The sequence below is a fragment of the Azospirillaceae bacterium genome (genome assembly GCA_028283825.1).
Lineage (GTDB): Bacteria > Pseudomonadota > Alphaproteobacteria > Azospirillales > Azospirillaceae > Nitrospirillum.
This window is the reverse complement of the sequence record JAPWJW010000001.1, coordinates 1,998,541-2,018,074: the sequence shown is the minus strand read 5'-3', so window position 1 is coordinate 2,018,074 and position 19,534 is coordinate 1,998,541. Positions and strand designations below refer to the sequence as shown.

Genomic DNA, 19,534 nt, shown 5'->3' with positions numbered 1-19,534 from the left:
CCGGTTTCTGGTGATTATGGATAGGCGTTGCCCAGATGTCGCCCATCCGGACAATTTTGCGGTTCGCCCCTATCCGCGACGATTTGTCCAGCGTATCAGCCGCGGCAATCGCTAACGTGCGGGCGCCATGGCTTCGAGGTACCGGCCCTCTGCCGGCAGGGTGGAAAAAAATTGCGGATACGCGAATTTTTACGAAAACAGGCCGCCGGGTTTCGACGACAGGCCCGTGTAATACGGTCCGTAAGGGCCGTAATCCCGGGCCTGCCCAACACAGGACCGCAACCCGATTAACCCGGCACGCTGCCGCCCATCCCACGCCCCAACCAATATCCCGACCGGCCAACCGCCCCCCACTCGTCTGAACAGGCAGGATTTTCTAGCAAATGAAGCGCTTCCTCGCGCCGGTGGCCGCTGCGCCCCTGTGCTTCGCCGCCCTGACCGACCTTCATGCGGACACGACGATGTCCGGGTCCTCCTCGACGGGGGTTTTGACCTCTAACACCGGTGACCTCATCATCTCCGGCACGCTGAGCCCCGGCAGCGGCACCGCCGTCACGGTGGACAGCAACAATGCGCTTTCCGTGTCCGGCACCGTTTCCATTACCGGCAACAGCAACACCACGGGCATCCTGCTTGAGGGCGGCAACAGCGGTACCATCGGCGTCAGCGGCACCCTGACCCTGACCGACACCGACGTCAGTTCCACCATCCCGCTGACCACGGCGGAAAACCGCTACGGCATCTGGGCGTCGGGCACCGGCGCGTTCACCGGCGACATCAGCGTTTCCGGCACCCTGACCGTCCGCGGCAACGACAGCGCCGGCATCCTGCTGGCGACGGAAGTGGACGGCAGCACGACGGTCAGCGGCACGGTTTCGGTCACCGGCAACAATTCCTACGGTGTCCACACCACGGCCGTCACCGCCGGCACCATGACCATTTCCGGTTCCATCAGCATGCTGGGCACCGGCTCGGTGGGCGTGGCGCTGGATGGCGTGACCCAAGGTGCGGTGGACGTCACGGGCAGCATCACCTCCACCGGCTACCTGTCCACCACCCGTCCCACCACCACCGCCGGTTTTGAGGCCCTGACGGCCAATGACGAACTGCAGGGCGGTGCTGCCATCAGCATTTCCCAGACCGTCACCGGCGGCCTGTACATCGAATCGACGGCCGTCGTCAGCTCGTACGGCTCGGCCCCCTCCATCGTCATCGGCGGCACCAGCGGCACGCTGGAAATGGGTGCCTACCCGGGTGACACCCGCGGCCTGCTGCTGGCGGGCGCCATCGTCTCCAGCGGTGTCTACAACGGCTTCAGCACCACCGGCGTCCAGATCGGTGGTCTGGGCGGGGACGTGTTGGTGGACGGCGGCCTCAGCCTGTCGGGCAGCATCACGACGCTGTCCTACCAGGCGGCCTCCACCGGCATCCTGATCGGCTCCGGTGCCACCGTGACCGACATCGCGGTCTCCGGCGGTCTCAGCAGCACGGTGATCAGCCAGAACTCGCAGGCCACCGCCATCTCCATCGCCGCCGGCGCCACGGTCAACAGCCTGAACGTGGTCGGCAGCGTCGCGGCGTATGTCGGCGGCTACGGCGGCAGCGTCTCGGCCGTGACCGGCAACGCCGTGGCCGTCTACGATGCCTCCGGCACGTTGAGCCTGGTCAACAACAGCGGCACCATCCTGGCCAAGGTCAGCCTGGGCGACGACAACACCGCGGTCACGGGCGAGGCCATCGCCCTGGACCTGCGCGCCAACACCACCGGCGTGACGATCAACAACAGTGGCACCATCACCGGTGACATCCTGCTGGGCTCGGGCGACGCCACGGTGAACCTGACCGCCGGCACCGTCACCGGCGCCCTGGCCTACGGCAGCGGCGATAACACCCTGACCATCGACAGCGGTGCCACGTACTATGGCGCGTTGACCAGCGAGGGCACGCTGACCGCCACCATCAGCGGCAAGCTGCGCGACACCAGCGCCAGCGCCATCAGCATGAAGTCGCTGACCGTGGGGTCGACGGGTGAGATCGACTTCACCGCCGACCCGGCCAACGGCACCAACACCGTGTTCAACGTGGCCGGTACGGCCACCATCGACAGCGGCGCCAAGATCGGCCTGATCTTCAAGAGCAAGGTGACCGACACCACCACCTTCACCGTCATCAAGGCCAGCAGCCTGAACGTCGGCGCGGTGGACCAGTCGCTGCTGGGCGATGTGTCCTACTGGTACAAGGCCAACATCGCCACCGATACCACGGCCGGCACCGTGTCGATCAACGTGGCGCGGCGCACGGCGGCCGAGGCCGGCATCACCGTGGGCGCCAGCGCGTTCAACGCCATCTACGGCGCCTTCGACAAGGACACGGAAATCTCCGACGCGTTCTTCAACGCGACGACCCAGAACAGCTTCGGCAGCCTGTATGAGAAGATGCTGCCGGACTACAACGGCGGTCCCTTCCAGCTGCTGAACCGCGGCATGATGGCCCTGTCGCGGACCGAGGGCGATCCCAGCGTCGCCATGCGGGACGAACAGCGGGGCGCCTGGGTGCAGGAACTGGGCTTCGCCGTGTCGCAGAACCGGAATCAGGGCCCCGGCTACAACGGCAACGGCGTCGCCCTGATGGGCGGTTATGAGAAGTCGGTCCAGAACGTCGGCATCGTCGGTCTGGCCACCTCGTACATGATCACCGCCGTCAACGACCCCGATTCCTCCAGCAGCAACCAGGTGAAGGGTGAAGTCTTCACCGGCGGCGCCTATTGGCGTGATCGCCTGGGCGGGCTGCTGGCCAACGCCAGCGTGAACGCCGGCTACATCCGCTTCAGCAGCACGCGCGCCTTCGATGGCACGGACAGCGACGATGTCGCTTTCGAGCGCCAGGCCAGCGCCCATTGGTCCGGCTACATGGGTGATGCCCATGTCGGCCTGGGTTATGAGCAATCGCTGGGCTTCATGTTCGTGCGGCCGAACGCGTCGCTGGACTACTTCCTGCTGTATGACGGCGCCCATCAGGAAAGCGGCGGCGGCGACGCCCTGGACCTGAACATCAACTCGCGGACGGGCCAGCAGGGCAACGCCGAAGCCAGCCTGACCTTCGGCACCCAGTTCGGTGGCGACTTCCAGTGGAAGCCGGCGCTGACCGTTGGTTGGAAGCAGGTGTTCGGTGACGGTCCCGGCGACACGGTCGCCAACTTCGCCGGCGGGTCCAGCTTCACCCTGGTGCCGGACAGCATGGTTGGCGGCGGCCCCATCGCCCGCCTGACCATTTCGGGCGGCAACCGTTATTCCGACATCGGTCTGGAACTGGGCGGCGAAGACCGCCATGGCTTCATCGGCTACGACGCCCGTTTCGTCAGCAAGTTCCGCTTCTGATCCGGATTACCGGTCCGGTCATGTGAAAAGGCGGCCCCATCCAGGGCCGCCTTTTTCTTTGGGGAGCGCGGGTCAGGCCCGGGCCTGGGTGGCGGGGGCGTCCAGGAAACGTCCGCGCAGGGCGTCCCAGGATCGCGGTCCCACCTCGGCCAAGGCGGCCAGCGCATCCACCGTGCCGCCGCCGGCATCGATGTCGTCGCCCAGGCGGCGGGCCTGGTGCGCCAGGCTGATCAGGCCGCAACTGTCGGCCATGGCGGCCAGGTCGCGGGCGGCATCGCGCAAGGCCGCCGGCGCGTCGCCGTCGGCCAGGTCCAGGACGGCGTTCAGGCGGTCGCGGCCGCGGCTGACGATGCCCTCCACCAGGGCGTGGAAGTCGCCCGGCGGCACCGTCCGTTCCAGCCGGGCCAGCACCGTGGGTTCCAGCAGCAGGGTGGCCGCGTCCGGCGGCGGGGCTTCCCGCGGGGTCCGCGCCGCCAGCCAGCGGGACACGACCTCCAGCAAATGGTCGGCCTTGAACGGTTTTGAGATGTAGTCGTCCATGCCGGCCGCCAGGTAATCCTCACGCATGCCGCTCATGGCGTTGGCCGTCATGGCGATGATGGGCATGGGCGGGTCCCGGCCATCCAGCGCCCGGATGCGGCGGGTGGCCTCGATGCCATCCATCACTGGCATCTGCACGTCCATCAGGATCAGGTCGAACCGCCCCTGCACGCAGGCGCGCAGCGCCTGGGCGCCATCCTCGGCCACCTGCACCTGATAACCCGCCTTTTCCAGCAGGATCGTGGCCACCGTCTGGTTGGTTGGGTTGTCCTCCACCACCAAAATGCGGTTGGCGGCCCCGGCACGGGGCACCGCCGGGACATCGGGTGGCGGTGCCGCCCGCGGCGTATCGGCCAGGCCGCAGGCCTGGTTCAGGGCGTCCAGCAACTGGGGGCGGCGGATGGGCTTGGGCACTACGGCGTCGAACAGGCCGTCATGCACCCCGGCCTCCAGCGAACTGGCCAGCAGCAGGCGGACGCCGGCCAGTGCCGGCTGGCCGCGGATCCAGGCGGCCAGGCCGGGGCCGTCCAATTCGGGCATGTGGTGGTCGATCAGGATGACGTCGGGCAGGGCGGCGGTGCCGGCCATGCCCTGCAGCAGCAGGGCGCGGGCTTGGGGGCCGCCGGCCGCCTCATCCACCACCATGCCGCAGGTCATCAGATGATGGACCAGGATCAGGCGGTTGACGGGGGTGTCGTCCACCACCAGGGCGCGGTGGTCGCGCAGGCGGTTGGCCGGGGCGGCCGTGACCCGGCTGGGCGCCGGCGCCCGTTCCAGCGGCACGTCGAACCAGAAGGTGGCGCCCTCGCCCGGGCGGCTGTCCACCTGGATGCCGCCGCCCATCAGTTCCACCAGCTGGCGGCTGATGGCCAGGCCCAGGCCAGTGCCGCCGAACCGGCGGGTGATGGAGGTGTCGGCCTGTTCGAACATCTGGAACAGTTGGCCCACCTGCGCCGGATCGATGCCGATGCCGGTGTCCTGGACGCTGATGCGTAGGCGACGGGTCTGTTCCGGTCCCGCCGGGCCGTCGCCCAGCAGGTGCACGTCCACCGCCACCGACCCACGGCCTGTGAACTTGATGGCGTTGCCCACCAGGTTCAGAAGCACCTGGCGCAGCCGGGTGGGATCGCCCCACCAGACGCCGCTGGCGTTCTCATGGACCAGGGCGCCGATCTCCAGCCCCTTGTCGCGCGCCTTGGGTCCCAGGATGGCCAGGACACCATCCACCAGTTCGTCCAGGCTGAACTGGACGCGCTCCAACGTGACCTTGCCGGCCTCCAGCTTGGAGACGTCCAGGATGTCGTTGATGACCGCCAGCAGGGCGTCGGCGTTGTCGCGGATGATTTCCGCGTATCCCCGCTGCTGCGTGGTCAGGGGGGTGTCCAGCAGGATTTGCGCCATGCCGGTGACGCCGTTCATCGGGGTGCGGATCTCATGGCTCATGTTGGCCAGGAAGTCCGACTTGGCGGCGTTGGCCCGTTCGGCGACCCGTTGCGCATCCTCCGCCGTGCGGCGCGCCCGGTCCAGGTCGCCGGTCAAGGCCAGCAGGCGTTTGCGCTGGCTGGCCAACTGGCTGTTCTGGACGTGGACGCGACGATGCAGGCTGACCATTTCCGCCAGCAGCAGGATCAGCACGATCGCGCTGGCGAAGGCGCCGTCCGCCCGGCCCAGGTACCAGCCGATGGTGAAGCGGTTCTGCGCCATGGCGTTCAGCAGCGTGTCCAGGCACAGCGCCACGGCGGAGATCACCAGGCCCAAATCGCCCACCGTCCGGATACGGGTGCGGGCGGTCAGGACCAGGGGGGCGGCCAGGTTGGCGACGATGACCAGCCCGTAGACCAGGCGGACCGGCAGATCCAGGTTATAGCTGTTGTCGATGATGCCCTTGGGCAGGACGGGACCCACGGCCGACAGGATGGCCGGCACGATGCCGATGGCGGCGGCCAACCCACCGCAGGCGGCCACCAGCAGCCAGATCTGGCGCCGGCCGGCGGGAATGGGATTGGGGGATTTATGCAGGGTGGTGAAGGCCAGCAGGCAAAGCGGCACGCCCAGGTGCCAGGCCATGTAGACCCAGAGGGCGGCCTGGGACAGGGCGCCGTTGGCGTCCCGCTCGGTGAAGGCGCCAGGCAGCAAGGCCACCTGCGCCACCGCCATCGCGCCGGAGAAGACGTAGCCCCCCACCAGGCACAGCAGGGCCCGTTGGCCGTCCAGGCTAAACTGGCTGCCGATCAGGAAGGCGGTCAGCAGGTCGCAAATCAGGATGATGGTGGCATAGGCCGGCAGGATGCCGGGAATGTCGCCGGCCGGCACACGGGCGTATAGTTCACCAATGAGGAACAGCACGAACAGGGCCAGGCCCACCGCCAGGCCCGCCGACCGTTGCCGGGCCGTGGTCGGTACCATGAACAGCGTGGTGGGCTGCGCCATGCCATGCACGCGACCGGCAACCCGCCCCGGCTCCCTCCCCACGCCCCGATTTACGCCCGTCATGCCGTCATCCCCCGCAGGCGTCGCCGGTTCCGCCCAAAAACCGGTTCAAGCCGCACAAGCGGCGATGGTCGGCGACGGCGCGGGCGCCGTCAATCGGACACAGCGTCCCGGATCGTTGGCTTTTTAAGTTTTTTCGTGGGAATGGCCGTGACCGTGGGCTTGTTCAGGGTAAAGCGCCAGCGGATCGGTCACCACGTCGGCGATGGTCGCCAGCCCGTCCGCGTTTGCTGCGCGGTAGAAACAGGACCGGCGCCCGGTGTGGCAGGCCACACCCGTCTGGTCCACCAGCAGCAGCAGGGTGTCGCCATCGCAGTCCACCCGCAGTTCCTTCAGGTGCTGCACCTGGCCCGAGGTGTCGCCCTTGCGCCAGAAGGATTGGCGTGAGCGCGACCAATAACAGACCCGGCCGGTGGCCAGCGTCTCGGCGATGGAGGCGTGGTTCATCCACGCCATCATCAACACCTCGCCCGTATCGAACTGCTGGGCGATGGCGGGCACCAGGCCGTTGGCGTCGAAGGTCACGGCGGCCAGCGTGGCATCGACCGCCTCGGCGGGCAGGGGGTAAGTCACGTCGTTCGTCTCAAGGGTGGTCATTGCGCGGCCTTCATGCGGTTCAGGCCCTTTTCCAGGTCGCGGATCAGATCGTCGGCATCCTCCAGCCCGGCATGCAGGCGGATCAGGGTGCCGGTGCCGGACCAGGGGGTGGCGGTGCGGATCTTGCGCGGGTCGGTGGGCAGGATCAGGGATTCGAAGCCCCCCCAGCTGAAGCCCATGCCGAACTGTTCCATCCCGTCCACCAAGGCGGCGACGGCGGCACGCGGCTGCTTCTTCAGTTCCACGGTGAACAGGCCGCTGGATCCGGTGAAATCGCGCTTCCAGATGTCATGGCCGGGGCAGTCGGCGAAGGCTGGGTGCAGCACGCGCTGAACCTCATCCCGTCCCTTCAGCCAATGGGCGATGGCCAGGGCGGTTTCCTGGTGGCGGGCCATGCGGGCGGCCAGGGTGCGCAGGCCCCGCATCGCCAGGTACAGATCGTCGCCCCCCACGTTCTGGCCCAGTTGCAGGGCGGTGTTCTTGATGCGCTGCCAGGCCTCGCGCGTGCCGACGATGACCCCCACGGTGGCGTCGGCGTGGCCCACGAAGTACTTGGTGGCGGCGTGGATGACGACGTCGGCGCCCAGTTCCAGCGGCTTGCTGCAAATGCCGGCCGACCAGGTGCTGTCCACCAGCACGGCGATACCCTTGTCATGGGCGGCACGAGCGATGGCCGGGATGTCCTGCACCTCGAAGGTCAGGGAACCGGGGGATTCCAGCAGGATGGCCTTGGTTTCGGGCCGCAGCTTGTGGGCGATGTCGGCGCCGATCATGGCGTCGACATATTCCACCGTCACGCCCAGGCGGGTCAGCACCTTGTCGCAGAAGTCGCGCGAGGGGCCATAGACCGTGTCGGCCACCAGCAGGTGCCCGCCGGCCTCGGCATAGGCCATCAGCGCCGTGGTGACGGCGGCCAGGCCGGAACTGGCAACCACGGCGCGGTCGCCGCCCTCCAATGCCGCCACCGCGTCCTCGAACGCCAGGCTGCTGGGCGTGGACCGCCGGCCGTAGCGCGGCGCCCGATGCTCCGGATCATAACCCTCCAGTTCATCCAGGCAGGAAAACAGGATGGTGGACGCCCGATACGGCGGCACGTTGACCACGCCGTAATTGTCCAGCGGGTTGCGTCCGGCATGGACCAGCAGGGTGGCGGGGTTTTTCGTGTCGTCGGACATGGATGGCGCGATCAGATATGTCAAAATGGCGACCATCTTCGCACCATGGCCGGCATGACGGAAGCGGGGGCGCTGCCGTATGCCGTCATGCCACCGATGCGTGGTTATGAAGCGCCCTCAAGCGCCGGGCGCCCGCATCCGCGGGCTGGGCTTGTCCTCGGTTTCCAGTCCGCGTCCGCTCCCCGGAAACCTCCGGCGGCCACGGTCGCGGCCTGGCGCACGGGGCCTCCGGCCCCCGTGCTACATCCCGTACAAATAATCCACCGCCAGGTGGGCCAGGGTGCGGGCGCCCACGCTCAGGCCCGCCTCATCCACATAGAACTTGGGCGAATGGTTGCTGGCGGCCTTGGACAGGTCGGTTTCCGGCGGGGTGATGCCGACGAACAGATAGACGCCGGGGACGGCCTGCTCGAAGAAGGAGAAATCCTCCGACGGGGTCACCTTGTCGATCAGCTTCACATGCTCCGCGCCGGCCACGCGTTGCAGGGTGGGCACAGATCTTGGCCGTCAGGTCCGGGTTGTTGTAGGTGACGGGATAACCCTTGATGATGTCCACGTCGGCGGTGGCGCCGGCGGATTCGGCGATGCCGGCCACGGTGCGGCGCAGGCGCTTGTCGATATCGGCACGCATGCCCTCATCAAAGGTGCGGATGGTGCCGTTCAGGGTGACGGTGTCCGGGATGATGTTGTTGCGGTTGCCGCCGTGGATGCTGCCCACGCTCAGGATGCTCGGCTCCTTGATCACCTCCATCTGCCGGCTTTCGATGGTCTGCAAACCCAGCACGATCTGCGAGGCGGTGACGATGGGGTCGACGCCGGTCCAGGGCAGGGCGCCGTGGCTCTGCTTGCCGTGCACGGTGACGACGAACTCATCGGCCGAGGCCATGAAGGGGCCGGGGCGATACCCCACGTCACCGGTGTGCAGGGTGGAGATGACGTGCACGCCGAACACGGCGTCCGGCTTGGGGTCGGCGAAGGCGCCTTCCTTCAGCATCTGTTCGGCACCGCCGACCTCCCCCTTGGGCAGGCCTTCCTCGGCCGGCTGGAAGATGAACTTCACGGTGCCGGGCAGCTGGTCCTTCATGCCGGCCAGCACCTCGGCCACGCCCATCAGCATGGCGACGTGGGTGTCGTGGCCGCAGGCGTGCATCACGCCCACCTCCTGCCCGTTGTACTGGGTCTTCACCTTGGAGGCGAAGGGCAGGTCCACCTGTTCGGTGACGGGCAGGGCGTCCATGTCGGCGCGCAATGCCACGACCGGGCCGGGCTTGCCGCCCTTCAGCACGGCGACGATGCCGGTCTTGGCCACGCCGGTGCGTACCTCCAGCCCCAGGCTCTTCAAGTGCTTGGCGATCAGGGCGGCGGTGCGCGTCTCCTGGTTGCCCAGTTCGGGATGCTCATGGATGTCGCGGCGCCAGGCGATGATCTTGGGCTGTTCCGCCGCGGCGCGGGTGTCCACCGTGGCCTGCGCCTGTTCCCGGTCGCCGGCCTGCGCGGGTGCTCCCAGCATCAGGCCCGTGCCCAGTGCGATCACAGAAACCAGAGTCTTCCCCATAAGCCGCATGTCCTTGCCCCTTCCGATATAGCCATCGCCTTGTCACAGCACGGCATTTTCCCTGGCGGCTAAGGTAACCGTCCGGCAACTTTTGCGCCACCGGCTCCGTGGGCGGTGTGCCGCTTTCAGTTGTGGATAACAACCGATGAGGAGACGACCGATGACCGTCATGCCCCAGACAGCCCTCCGCAAGCTCACCCTGGCCGGCGCCGCCCTGGCCGCGGGCCTGTCCTGGTCCGCCGTTGGGTTTGCCGCTGATGCTTGCGGCCCGGCGCCCAAGCTGCCGCTGGGTTATCTGTCCCATCCGGTCGCCAGCATTGATGGCGACGCCTTCCAGGCCGCGATGGCAACTTACGCGACCAAGGCCAAGGCCCGCGCAGCTTGCCTGAAGGGCAAGGACGAGGCGGCGGCTTCCGACACCAGCCGCACCGGCCCGACCCCGGCGCCGTCCGGCGAGTAAGGTCAGCGGCACGAGAATCTGACTCGTGTCGCTGTAGGACGCGACAGCGTCCGCCGGAAGTTTCCGGGGAACGCAGTGGACTGGAAACTGAGGAAGCCAAGCGGCCGGAGGGTCGCGCCCGGCACTTGAGGGACGGTATTTGAACGGTCACGTTCAAATACCGCGCGTATAAGATCAGTCAGTGCAACTTTTGTGCGTCTGCGAAAGAATGAAGGGTGGCCGGGCGGTGTCCCGGCCACCCTTTTTCTTTGCCCTGCGATACGCGCATGGTGGGCTGCGCATTATCGCATATTAACCGAACTGTGTCGTAAATCTCTTTTAGGCACAAAGACTTGCCATTATGTTCACTGCTGATGTTATCGATAACATCCGGGTTGCTTTGGTTGACATCCCAATTGGGCATTCCTAGAGTTTTTGCAGCGCACAATGAATGCTGTGCGTTTGCGAAATCAGCATTTCGCATCAAACCAATCGTGGGGGGAGGGCGCGGTCCCAAGGCCAACCTTTTGTTATCGGAGTATGATCATGGCCTCTGCCTCCCGCACCTTCGCCGCCCTGGTTCTCGGTGGCTTGATCGCCGCCGCCGCGACGCCCGCCATGGCCCAGTCCCTGGGGGTTGACCGCGCCTGCGGCAAGGCGCCCGCCGCTCCGGTGAACCATCTGTCCACCACGGCCTCCAAGGCCGAGGTCGAGGCCGCAGCCAGCCAGGTGCGTGCCTATGGCAAGGCCGCCGAAGCCCGCCTGGCCTGCCTGAACGGCCTCAGCGCCCGCAGCCCCATCGGCTGGACGCCTGATGGCCGCGCCGCCATCGACAGCAGCTATCAGCGCACCATCCATGACCTGAAGGTCGTGGCTCGCGATTTCTCCGGCGTGCCGGACGAGCAGGTCGCCGATACCGCCCGGTAAGGCCCTTGGCGCCGAAGGTCGTGCTTATGCGCTGGCCTTCGGTTCCGTGGGGAGGACCTCTTCTTTCTTGTCCTCCCGCCGGGTGGCGGGCTTGACCTCGTCCACCCGGGCATGCAGGTCGCCCAGATCCTGGGCCATCTGCTCCAGCGCGAAGGACAGGGTGAAGATCTGCCCGGTCACGCCGCGCGGCAGTTCGCGCAGCACGCCTTCCGACCGTAGGGTCTGGACCATGTCCAGATAGGCGCGTGTCGCCGCCCGTACCGGCTCGATATCCGGCGGGGCGGTCTTGCTGCGCAGGGATGCCGCCACGCCTTTCAGGAATTCCACGCCTAGCACCCGCACCTCGGCTTGTGTCGGGTCCAGGCGTTTGCCGGCGGTCCCCTCCGCCCCCCGGTTGGCGGTGGCGCGGCTGACCATCACCAGATCGTGGCGCAGGCGGGTCAGCGTGCGCACCAGGGGGGCCGGATCATACTGGTCGCCCAGCCAGGTGCGGCGCTCCCGCTGGGCCTCTTCCGCCGCCGTTTCCAGCGGGCGCAGGGCGCCCCACAACTGCGCGTGGCGCTTGGGCACGCCCTGGCGCCCTTCATCCGTCAGGTCGGGGTCCAGCAGGGTGTCCAGCATGTCGGCGCTCAAATCCACCACCTTGGCGGCGGCGGTCAGCACCACGCCATGGGCGCGCGACGGCAGCACGAACAGGGCCACGGCCAGGCCGATGACGTTGCCGATGATGATTTCCAGCACCCGGTCCAGCGCCAGCATGAACGAGTTTTCGGTGCTGCCAGCGGAGGTCAGCACCACGATGATGGCCGTGACCGGTGCCAGCTTGTACATGGGGTTGCGCGCCGCCACCCAGGCCAGCGGGGCGATGGCCGCGGCCAGGGTCAGGCAGATGTCGGCGGTGTTGTCATGCCGGCCGAAGGTGGCGACCACCGCCCCCCAGGCCGCCCCCGACAGGGTGCCGGCGAAACGGTCCATGGCGGCCTTCATCGACCCGCCGATGCTGGCCTGCATCACCATGATGGCGGTGATCACCGCCCAATACCCCTGGGGCAGGTGGAAGACGCGGGCCGTGGCCAGCGCCGCCGTGCCCGCCACCGTGACCCGGAAGGCCAGGCGCAATTCCGACGCGCGCAGGAAGGCCGGCAGCGTCATGGTGTGCGGGCGAGCGGAATATGCGCCGCCGCCGTCAGGGGCAGCAGGCCGGTCAGCCGTGGGTCGTCCACCAGCTTGTCCTCCGTCCGCAGCGGGCGGAACCCCATCTTCCGGTACAGCCCCAGGGCCGACGGGTGGTCGAAGGTGCAGGTGTTCACCGTCAGGCGTCGCGCGCCGGGCCGGGCCCAGGCGCGGCGGATGCCCCAGTCCAGCAGCCAGGGGCCGATGCCGTGGCCGATGGCCCAGGGCATCAGGCCGAAATAGGCCACGTCCATGGTTCCGTCCTGGGCCAGCTTTTCCGCGTCCAGCTCGATATAGCCGGCGGGCACGCCCTCGATGGAAACGACGTGCACCTCCACCGCCGGATCGGCCAGGATTTCGGCCAGCCGTTCCGGCGCCATGCGGCGGCGGTATTCCCACAGCCAGGGATCGCCCACCGTGTCGTACAGGAAACGGTAGTAGGCCGGCGGGCAGTTGCGGGCGTGTACCGGGCCGTCGACCCCGGCCGGCCGGGGTCGTTCCGGCCCGGCCGGCGGCTCCGGCATCTCAAGATAGGTGACGGTGACCGGCAGCTTGCCCGCCGGCAGGTCGTCGGGCAGGACCCAGCGCTCAAGGGCCATGGTCATGCCGGGCCGGTGGCGACGGGCAGGTCGGTCCGGCCGCCCCACTCGGTCCACGACCCGTCATAGACCGCCACGTCGGGCTGGCCGATCTCATGCAGCGCCAGGGCCAGGATGGCGGCGGTCAGGCCGCTGCCGCAGCTGGTGACCAGCGGGCGGTTCACGTCCACGCCGGCATCCTGGAAGCGGGCGGCCAGTTCGTCCGTGGGCCTCAGGCGGCCGTCCGCGATCAGGTCGGTGAAGGGCACGTTGCGGCTGCCCGGGATGTGGCCGCCGCGCAGGCCGGCGCGGGGTTCGGGCGCCGTCGCCTCGAACCGGCCCTGGCTGCGGGCATCCACCACCTGCTCCACCTTGCGGTCGATGTTCTCGCGCACGGCGTCGGCGCTGCGCACCAGCGCCGGGTTCAGGCGGGCGGCGATGGGCTCCCCCGCCGGCTTGGGCTGGGCGGGGCCGGATTCCACCGGGCGACCCTCGGCCAGCCACTTGGGGAAACCGCCATCCAGGACGAACACCTTGTCGTGGCCGAAGGTGCGGAAGGTCCACCACACCCGGGCGGCGCTGAACAGGTCATAGACGTCGTAGACGACGACCGTGCTGTCGCGGCCGATGCCCAGATCCGCCGTGGCTTTGGCGAACGCCTCCGCCGTGGGCAGCATGTGGGGCAGGGGGATGGTCTTGTCGGCGATGGCGTCGATCTCGAAGAAGACGGCGCCGGGGATGTGCCGGTCCGCGAACTCCGCCTTCGCGTCGCGGGCGACGTTGGGCATGTGATAACTGGCATCCACCACGCGAATGTCGGTGTCGGCCAGGTGATCGGCCAGCCATTCGGTGCTGACCAGCGCGCTCTCGGTCATGATCTGATCCTTCCTCACATCCAATCCGGGCTGGGCAGGTTCCGTTCCTTCAGGAACTCCGGATTGAACAGCTTGGACTGATAGCGGGTGCCGAAGTCGCAGAGTACGGTCACGATGGTGTGGCCGGGCCCCAAGTCGCGCGCCACGCGGATGGCGGCGGCGACGTTGATGCCGCTGGACCCGCCGACCACCAGGCCCTGGGTTTTCACCAGGTCGAAGATGATGGGCAGCGCCTCTTCATCCGGGATCTGCACGGCGTCGTCGATGGGGGCGTCCACCAGGTTGGCGGTGACGCGGCCCTGGCCGATACCCTCGGTGATGGAGGTACCGGTCGAGACCAGTTCCCCCGTCTTCTTCCAGCTGTACAGCGCGCTGCCCAGCGGGTCGGCCATGACGATGCGGACGTTGGGGTTGCGGTCCTTCAGGGCCAGGGCGATGCCGGCCAGCGTGCCGCCGGTGCCCACCGCACAGGTGAAGGCGTCGACCTTGCCGCCCGTCTGTTCCCAGATCTCCACGCCGGTGGTGGCGCGGTGGCCCTCACGGTTGGCCAGATTGTCGAACTGGTTGGCCCAGACGGCGCCGTTCGGCTCCGTCGCCGCCAGTTCCTCCGCGATGCGGCGGCTGACATGGACGTAGTTGCCCGGGTCCTTGTAGGGCACGGCGGAGACCAGGCGCAAATCGGCGCCGATCAGGCGCAGCATGTCCTTTTTTTCCTGGCTCTGCGTCTCGGGCATGACGATGACGGTCTTGAAGCCCCAGGCATTGCCCACCAGCGCCAGGCCGATGCCGGTGTTGCCGGCCGTGCCCTCGACAATGGTGCCGCCGGGCTTCAGCACGCCCCGCTCCACCGCGTCGCGCACGATGGCCAGGGCGGCGCGGTCCTTGACCGACCCGCCGGGGTTCAGGAACTCCGCCTTGGCCAGAATCTCACAGCCCGTGGCCTTGGAGGCGGCTTCCAGCCGGATCAGGGGCGTGTTGCCGATCGTTCCAATGAAACCGTCGCGTATGTCCACCAAGGTCGTCTTCCATCTTGCCAAGGGTCGGGTCCAGCCCGCCCGACCGGCCCCGAAGGGAGGACTGAAGACTAGTGAGCCTTGAGGCCCCCTTCAAGCGCGGGGGGCGCATGGACGGGCTGAAAGACGGTTCGGCGGCTGACCGGAACGGTTGTCAGGGGCGGGCATCTTCCGCCAGTCGCCGTCCCGGTGACGCGTGCAGGCAGGACGCCCCCCAGATCACCAGGCCGCCCACGGCCAGCGCGACACCAACCCAGCCCGTCGAAGTCCAGCCGAATCCCGCGGTGATGGCCATGCCGCCCAGCCACGGCCCCAGGGCGTTCGCCGTGTTGAACGCCGAATGGTTCAAGGCGGCGGCCAACGCCTGGGCGTCGCCGGCGACATCCATCAGCCTGGTTTGCAGCATGGTGGCGAGGGATACGCTGAAGCCCAGGCCGAACATGTCCAGCGAAAGCGTGACGATGTTCTTCGCGGCGGGGGCGTACAGCGCCAGCATCGCGCCCATCATCAGGATCATGGCGGTCACCGTCGTCTTGAGGGCCCGATCCGCGAACCGGGGCATCACCAGATTCCCGCACGTCATCCCGATGCCGAAAATCATCAGAACGGCGGGAATGGCGGCGGCGGACTGATGGGTGACCTCGATGATGGTGGAGGCGAGATAGGTGTACACGGCGAAGACGCCGCCAAATCCGATGGCGCCGGTCGCCAGGGTGAGCCAGACCTGGGGCTGCTTGAGGGCGCCAAGCTCCCGCCGGGAACTGGCGTCCGCCCGCGCGTCCTCATAGGGCGCGAAGCGGAAGACCAGCAGGACGGTCGTCCAGGCCAGAAGCGCCACGATGCCGAAACCCCAGCGCCATCCGGCAAGTTGCCCCAGCACATTGGCCAGCGGCACGCCTACCACCGTGGCCACCGTCAGGCCCAGCATCACGCGCCCGACGGCGGCGGTCCGCTTGTTGGGCGGCACCACCGACGAGGCGACCAGCGCCGCGATTCCGAAATAGGCGCCATGGGGCAGGCCGCTCAGAAAACGGAAAAGCATCATGGTTTCGTAATTCGAGGCGAACGCCGACAGCAGATTGGCGGCGCCGAACAACAGCATCAGAAGAACCAGCAGGGACCGTCGCGCCATGCGTGCGAACAGGACGGCGAAAACCGGGGCCCCGACCACCACCCCTAGGGCATAGGCGCTGATGACGTTGCTGGCCACGGGTTCGCTGACGTGCAGATCCCGCGCCATGAACGGCAGCAGGCTCATGGTCGCGAATTCGGTCGTGCCGATGGCGAAGCCGCCCATGGCCAGGGCCAAATGCACAATTCCCGGCTTGCGTGGATTGGCGCTTGCGGATGTGGCTTTCATTGTATTGTCGTCATCTGCCGGATAATGGGTCGGAAAAATCGGGTGAATTGAAAATCAAGCGGATACGTTTGGCTGCATTCTTCGCGAAGCCATGCAGCCATAGATCGTATTTTCCATTCCCAATTCTGTTTGATAATGCCAGGGACACTGTCTCATTTGTTTGGCGAAGTTTTCCAGAACAATATTGTTGCGTTTTATTCGCAAGCGATTGCGGCGCATGCTGAAATCGGGTCGCGTCCGGCAAAGGGCAGATGGCATTTGCGCCCCGCCCGTCGGGCCATGATATAAAGTGGGCGGTCCCGCAGCCCGAAAGCCTGAACCCATGGCCGTCCGCCGTTCCGATATTTGCTATACCTGCCGCCATTGGCTGGGCGGCGGCGTGCGCGAACGGGGCCCCAAGGGGCAGTGCCGGCGCTATCCGCCGGTGGTGACGGACCGCGCGCCGGCCGGCGTCTTCCCCACCACCATGTCCACCGACTGGTGCGGGGAATGGCTGCGCAACGCCGGCGTGAAGCCTGAAAGCGATCCGGGCCCGGATGTCGATGACGCGCTGGTCGATGACCGGCCGCTGGCCGCCGTGCGGGCGGAGGCGCGCCAGCAGGCGGAAAAGGCCCGGCAGGCGCCGGCCCCGCAAAAGGGCGAGGGCAATATCTACGACGATCTGTGATCAGCGGTCGAAGAAACCCAGCGCCGCCTGGTTGAAATCGTCCGGCCGCTCGAAATGCGGCAAATGGCCGACGCCGTCGAACACCACCACCTGCGCGTCCGGCATGGATGCGGCGATGGCCTTGGCGTTATCGGCGTTGCGGCCCATGCCGGCACCCAGTTCCTTGGTGGTGTAGGGTTTGCCGGGCGCGTTGTGGTCGGCCGATCCCATGATGAACAGGGTGGGTGTTTTGATCAGTGGGTATTCGTGCACCACCGGCTGGTCGTGGATCATCTGGTAGGACTTGATGAAGGACTTCACCCAGCGCGGATATTCGCCGCTGGCCTTTTGCCGTTCGCGGATGGTCACGAAGGGCTCGATCTCCGCCACGGGCACGGAGATGGAATAGCTGTTCTTCAGGAAGTCGCGGTAGGCGTCGGCCGTCAGGCCGTACTCGCGATCATAGAGGAAGGCGTCGGTCACCGGCGGCACCGTCATGCGGTAATCCTCCAGCCCGATGGGTGCTTCCAGCACCAGGCGGCGCACCCGCTCCGGATACGTGCGGGTGAAGCGGGCGGCCAGCATGCCGCCGATGGAATGGCCCACCAAGTCAATCTGTTTGACGCCCAGGCTGTCCAGCAGGGCGGCGGTGTTGGCGGCGAAGAAATCGAAACTGTAGGGCAGGTCGGGCTTGGACGACTTGCCGAAGCCGATCTGGTCGGTGGCGATGACGCGATAGCCGTCGGCGGCGAAGGCGCGGATGGTTTTTTCCCAATAGCTGGCCGGGAAATTGCGGCCATGCAGCAGCAGGGCCACGCGGCCGTTGGGTTTCCCGGTGGGGGCCACGTCCATATAGGCCTGGCGCAGGACCTGGCCCTCCACCGTGAACTCGTAATAGCCGACCGGGAAGGGATAGGGCCATCCCTCCAGCGCGATGCCGATGGGTTCCACCGCCGCCGGCGGGACGGTGGCGGCTTTCGTCGCCAGGGGTGTCAGCACCAGGGTGGACAACAGGGCGGCGGTGGTCATCAAGCGCATGGTCGGGATGGCCCTTCTCTCAACGTCGACAGGTCAGGCGATGAAGTCCACCACGCCGCCGTCGACGCGCAGGGCGGCACCATTGGTGGCGGATGCCAGGGGGGAACAGGCGTAGACCACCATGTTCGCCACCTCCTCCACCCGGGCCAGGCGCTGGATCAGCGAGGTCGGGCGGTGGGCCTTCACGAACTCCGCCCCCGCTTCCTCGGCCGTCTTGCCCTCGGTGATGGCGTCCTTCAGCATCGTCTCCACCCCGTCCGACAGGGTGGGGCCGGGCAGGACGGCGTTGACCGTGACGTTGGTCCCTTGGGTCAGCTTGGCCAGGCCGCGCGACACCGCCAGCTGGGCCGTCTTGCTGAAGCCGTAGTGGATCATCTCCACCGGGATGTTCAGGCCGGATTCCGAGGCGATGAAGATGATGCGGCCGCGGTTGCGCTCCAGCATGCCCTTGAGGTAGGCGCGGGACAGGCGCACGCCGGACATGACGTTGACATCGAAGAAGCGGGTCCAGTCCTCATCCGGGATGTCGAAGAAGCCCTTGGGCTCGAAGATGCCGGTGTTGTTGACCAGGATGTCTGCGTCGGGCACCACCGCCACCAGGGTGGCGCAGCCTTCCGCCGTGCTGAGGTCGGCGGGGACGCCGCGGATGTCGGCGCCCGGCACCAGGTCGCTGAGCTTGGCCACCGCCGCCGTGACGGTGGCCTGGCTGCGGCCGTTCAGCACCACGGCGGCCCCCGCTTGGGCCAGGCCCAGCGCGATGCCGAAGCCGATGCCGGCGGTGGAGCCGGTGACGATGGCCGTCTGGCCGCTGACGTCGATTTTCATGATGGTTTTCTCCTGATTTATGGGAATTGATGGCGGGCTCAGACCAGGGCGCCGCCGCCGTCGACATAGGTGACGCTGCCGCTGAGGTAGGGGTTCACCATGCCGGCGATGATCTGCGTCGCGATGTGGTCGCCCTGGCCGGCCAGACCGGCGGGCAGGCCCTTGGCCACGGCCGCCAGGCGGGCGGCCTTCTCCTCCGCCGGGGCGTCGCCCCACAGGGGCGTGTCGACGAAGCCGGGGGAGACGGCGTTGACCCGCACCGGCGCCAGTTCCAGCGCCAGGCCCTTGGCCAGCGCCTCCAGTGCGGCGTTGATGGCCGCCTGCAGCGCCGCCCCCTTCTTGGGCCGGATGGCGAGATAGCCCGAGACCAGGGTCAGCGACCCGCCGGGGTTGATGGCGTCGGCCATTGCGGCGGCGCGGGCCACGCGATACGCGCCCCAGAACTTTGAGTTCAATGAGGCGTAGGCGTCGGCCAGCGGCATCTCCGCCACCGGGCCCCGGCTGGTGCGGGCGGCGGACACCACGATATGGTCATAGGTGCGGCCCGCCTGGAAGAAGGCGGCGACGGCGCCGTCGTCCAGGATGTCCAGCGGCCGGCCTTCCGTACCCCGGCCAATGTCCGCCGCCACCGCCACGACACGGTCGGCGTTGCGCGAGGCCACCGTGACCCGGGCGCCCAGCGTGGCGGCCGCCTGGGCGGTGGCCAGGCCGATGCCCGAGGTGCCGCCGATCACCAGCACATGCTTGTCAGTCAGGTCGAACATTTCCGGGCGTCCTTTTTACCAAGCGCGATCATGGGCTTCGGTTTAGCATTCGGCGGGGTCGCGAAGAATGGCTGCTGATGCCAAGGTACTCTTTCCAAATCGTGAAGAGTGTGTCTGCGACAGGCCGCTTTTTCGCGCGTGCGGAAACAACAAGATTGGTGG

Annotated in this window: 16 protein-coding genes; 4 read left to right on the top strand and 12 right to left on the bottom strand. The window is 67.5% G+C overall.

Features of this window, described 5'->3' with window-relative positions; genetic code table 11:
- The first annotated feature begins 383 nt into the window (after positions 1–383).
- Positions 384–3,377, top strand: a complete 2,994-nt coding sequence (locus PW843_08100) for an autotransporter domain-containing protein (GenBank protein ID MDE1146572.1) — start codon at positions 384–386, stop codon at positions 3,375–3,377.
- A 72-nt stretch (positions 3,378–3,449) separates the two neighbouring features.
- Here the strand turns inward: PW843_08100 and PW843_08095 are convergent, their stop codons facing one another.
- From PW843_08095 to PW843_08080, 4 genes are all read right to left on the bottom strand, one after another.
- Positions 3,450–6,347 carry a response regulator gene (locus tag PW843_08095; GenBank protein MDE1146571.1) on the bottom strand — a complete coding sequence of 966 codons (2,898 nt, stop codon included), beginning with the start codon at positions 6,345–6,347 and terminating at the stop codon, positions 3,450–3,452.
- A gap of 186 nt (positions 6,348–6,533) precedes the next feature.
- Positions 6,534–7,004: a phosphoribosyl-AMP cyclohydrolase gene (hisI, locus tag PW843_08090; GenBank protein MDE1146570.1), complete on the bottom strand. Its 471-nt coding sequence runs from the start codon at positions 7,002–7,004 to the stop codon at positions 6,534–6,536.
- Positions 7,001–8,179, bottom strand: coding sequence for a cystathionine beta-lyase (gene metC, locus PW843_08085; GenBank protein MDE1146569.1), 1,179 nt, complete (start codon positions 8,177–8,179; stop codon positions 7,001–7,003). Before metC ends, hisI begins: the two co-directional genes overlap by 4 nt.
- 307 nt (positions 8,180–8,486) lie before the next feature.
- On the bottom strand, positions 8,487–9,689 hold the full coding sequence (locus PW843_08080; GenBank protein ID MDE1146568.1) for an amidohydrolase: 1,203 nt from the start codon (positions 9,687–9,689) through the stop codon (positions 8,487–8,489).
- Positions 9,690–9,894: 205 nt separating this feature from the next.
- On the opposite strand from PW843_08080, the gene PW843_08075 reads away from it, so the two are divergent.
- Both PW843_08075 and PW843_08070 read left to right on the top strand, forming a co-directional pair.
- Positions 9,895–10,194 (top strand): hypothetical protein, encoded by a 300-nt coding sequence (locus tag PW843_08075; GenBank protein ID MDE1146567.1) that lies wholly within the window; start codon positions 9,895–9,897, stop codon positions 10,192–10,194.
- Between the two features lie 525 nt (positions 10,195–10,719).
- Entirely contained in the window at positions 10,720–11,100 is a 381-nt protein-coding gene (locus tag PW843_08070; GenBank protein ID MDE1146566.1) for a hypothetical protein, read from the top strand.
- A 24-nt stretch (positions 11,101–11,124) separates the two neighbouring features.
- Here the strand turns inward: PW843_08070 and PW843_08065 are convergent, their stop codons facing one another.
- The 5 genes from PW843_08065 to PW843_08045 form a co-directional block, all read right to left on the bottom strand.
- Positions 11,125–12,252 carry an FUSC family protein gene (locus PW843_08065; GenBank protein MDE1146565.1) on the bottom strand — a complete coding sequence of 376 codons (1,128 nt, stop codon included), beginning with the start codon at positions 12,250–12,252 and terminating at the stop codon, positions 11,125–11,127.
- A complete protein-coding gene (locus PW843_08060) occupies positions 12,249–12,878 on the bottom strand; it encodes a GNAT family N-acetyltransferase (GenBank protein ID MDE1146564.1) in 630 nt (209 codons plus the stop codon). The genes PW843_08065 and PW843_08060 overlap by 4 nt, the downstream gene beginning before the upstream one ends.
- Entirely contained in the window at positions 12,875–13,726 is an 852-nt protein-coding gene (gene sseA / locus PW843_08055; protein MDE1146563.1) for a 3-mercaptopyruvate sulfurtransferase, read from the bottom strand. Before sseA ends, PW843_08060 begins: the two co-directional genes overlap by 4 nt.
- 14 nt (positions 13,727–13,740) lie before the next feature.
- Positions 13,741–14,739 (bottom strand): cysteine synthase A, encoded by a 999-nt coding sequence (locus PW843_08050; GenBank protein ID MDE1146562.1) that lies wholly within the window; start codon positions 14,737–14,739, stop codon positions 13,741–13,743.
- Between the two features lie 154 nt (positions 14,740–14,893).
- Positions 14,894–16,054 (bottom strand): MFS transporter, encoded by a 1,161-nt coding sequence (locus PW843_08045; GenBank protein MDE1146561.1) that lies wholly within the window; start codon positions 16,052–16,054, stop codon positions 14,894–14,896.
- Positions 16,055–16,421: 367 nt separating this feature from the next.
- Between PW843_08045 and PW843_08040 the strand changes: the two genes are divergently transcribed.
- Entirely contained in the window at positions 16,422–16,766 is a 345-nt protein-coding gene (locus PW843_08040) for a hypothetical protein (GenBank protein ID MDE1146560.1), read from the top strand.
- On the opposite strand, the gene PW843_08035 is transcribed toward PW843_08040, so the two are convergent.
- Genes PW843_08035 through PW843_08025 form a run of 3 tightly spaced genes read right to left on the bottom strand, consistent with a single transcriptional unit; the run spans position 16,767 to position 19,372 of the window.
- Positions 16,767–17,783 (bottom strand): alpha/beta fold hydrolase, encoded by a 1,017-nt coding sequence (locus tag PW843_08035; protein ID MDE1146559.1) that lies wholly within the window; start codon positions 17,781–17,783, stop codon positions 16,767–16,769.
- Between the two features lie 33 nt (positions 17,784–17,816).
- Positions 17,817–18,608 (bottom strand): SDR family NAD(P)-dependent oxidoreductase, encoded by a 792-nt coding sequence (locus PW843_08030; protein ID MDE1146558.1) that lies wholly within the window; start codon positions 18,606–18,608, stop codon positions 17,817–17,819.
- A 38-nt stretch (positions 18,609–18,646) separates the two neighbouring features.
- Complete coding sequence (locus PW843_08025) at positions 18,647–19,372, bottom strand: SDR family oxidoreductase (protein ID MDE1146557.1); 726 nt, start codon at positions 19,370–19,372, stop codon at positions 18,647–18,649.
- Between the last annotated feature and the right edge of the window lie 162 nt (positions 19,373–19,534).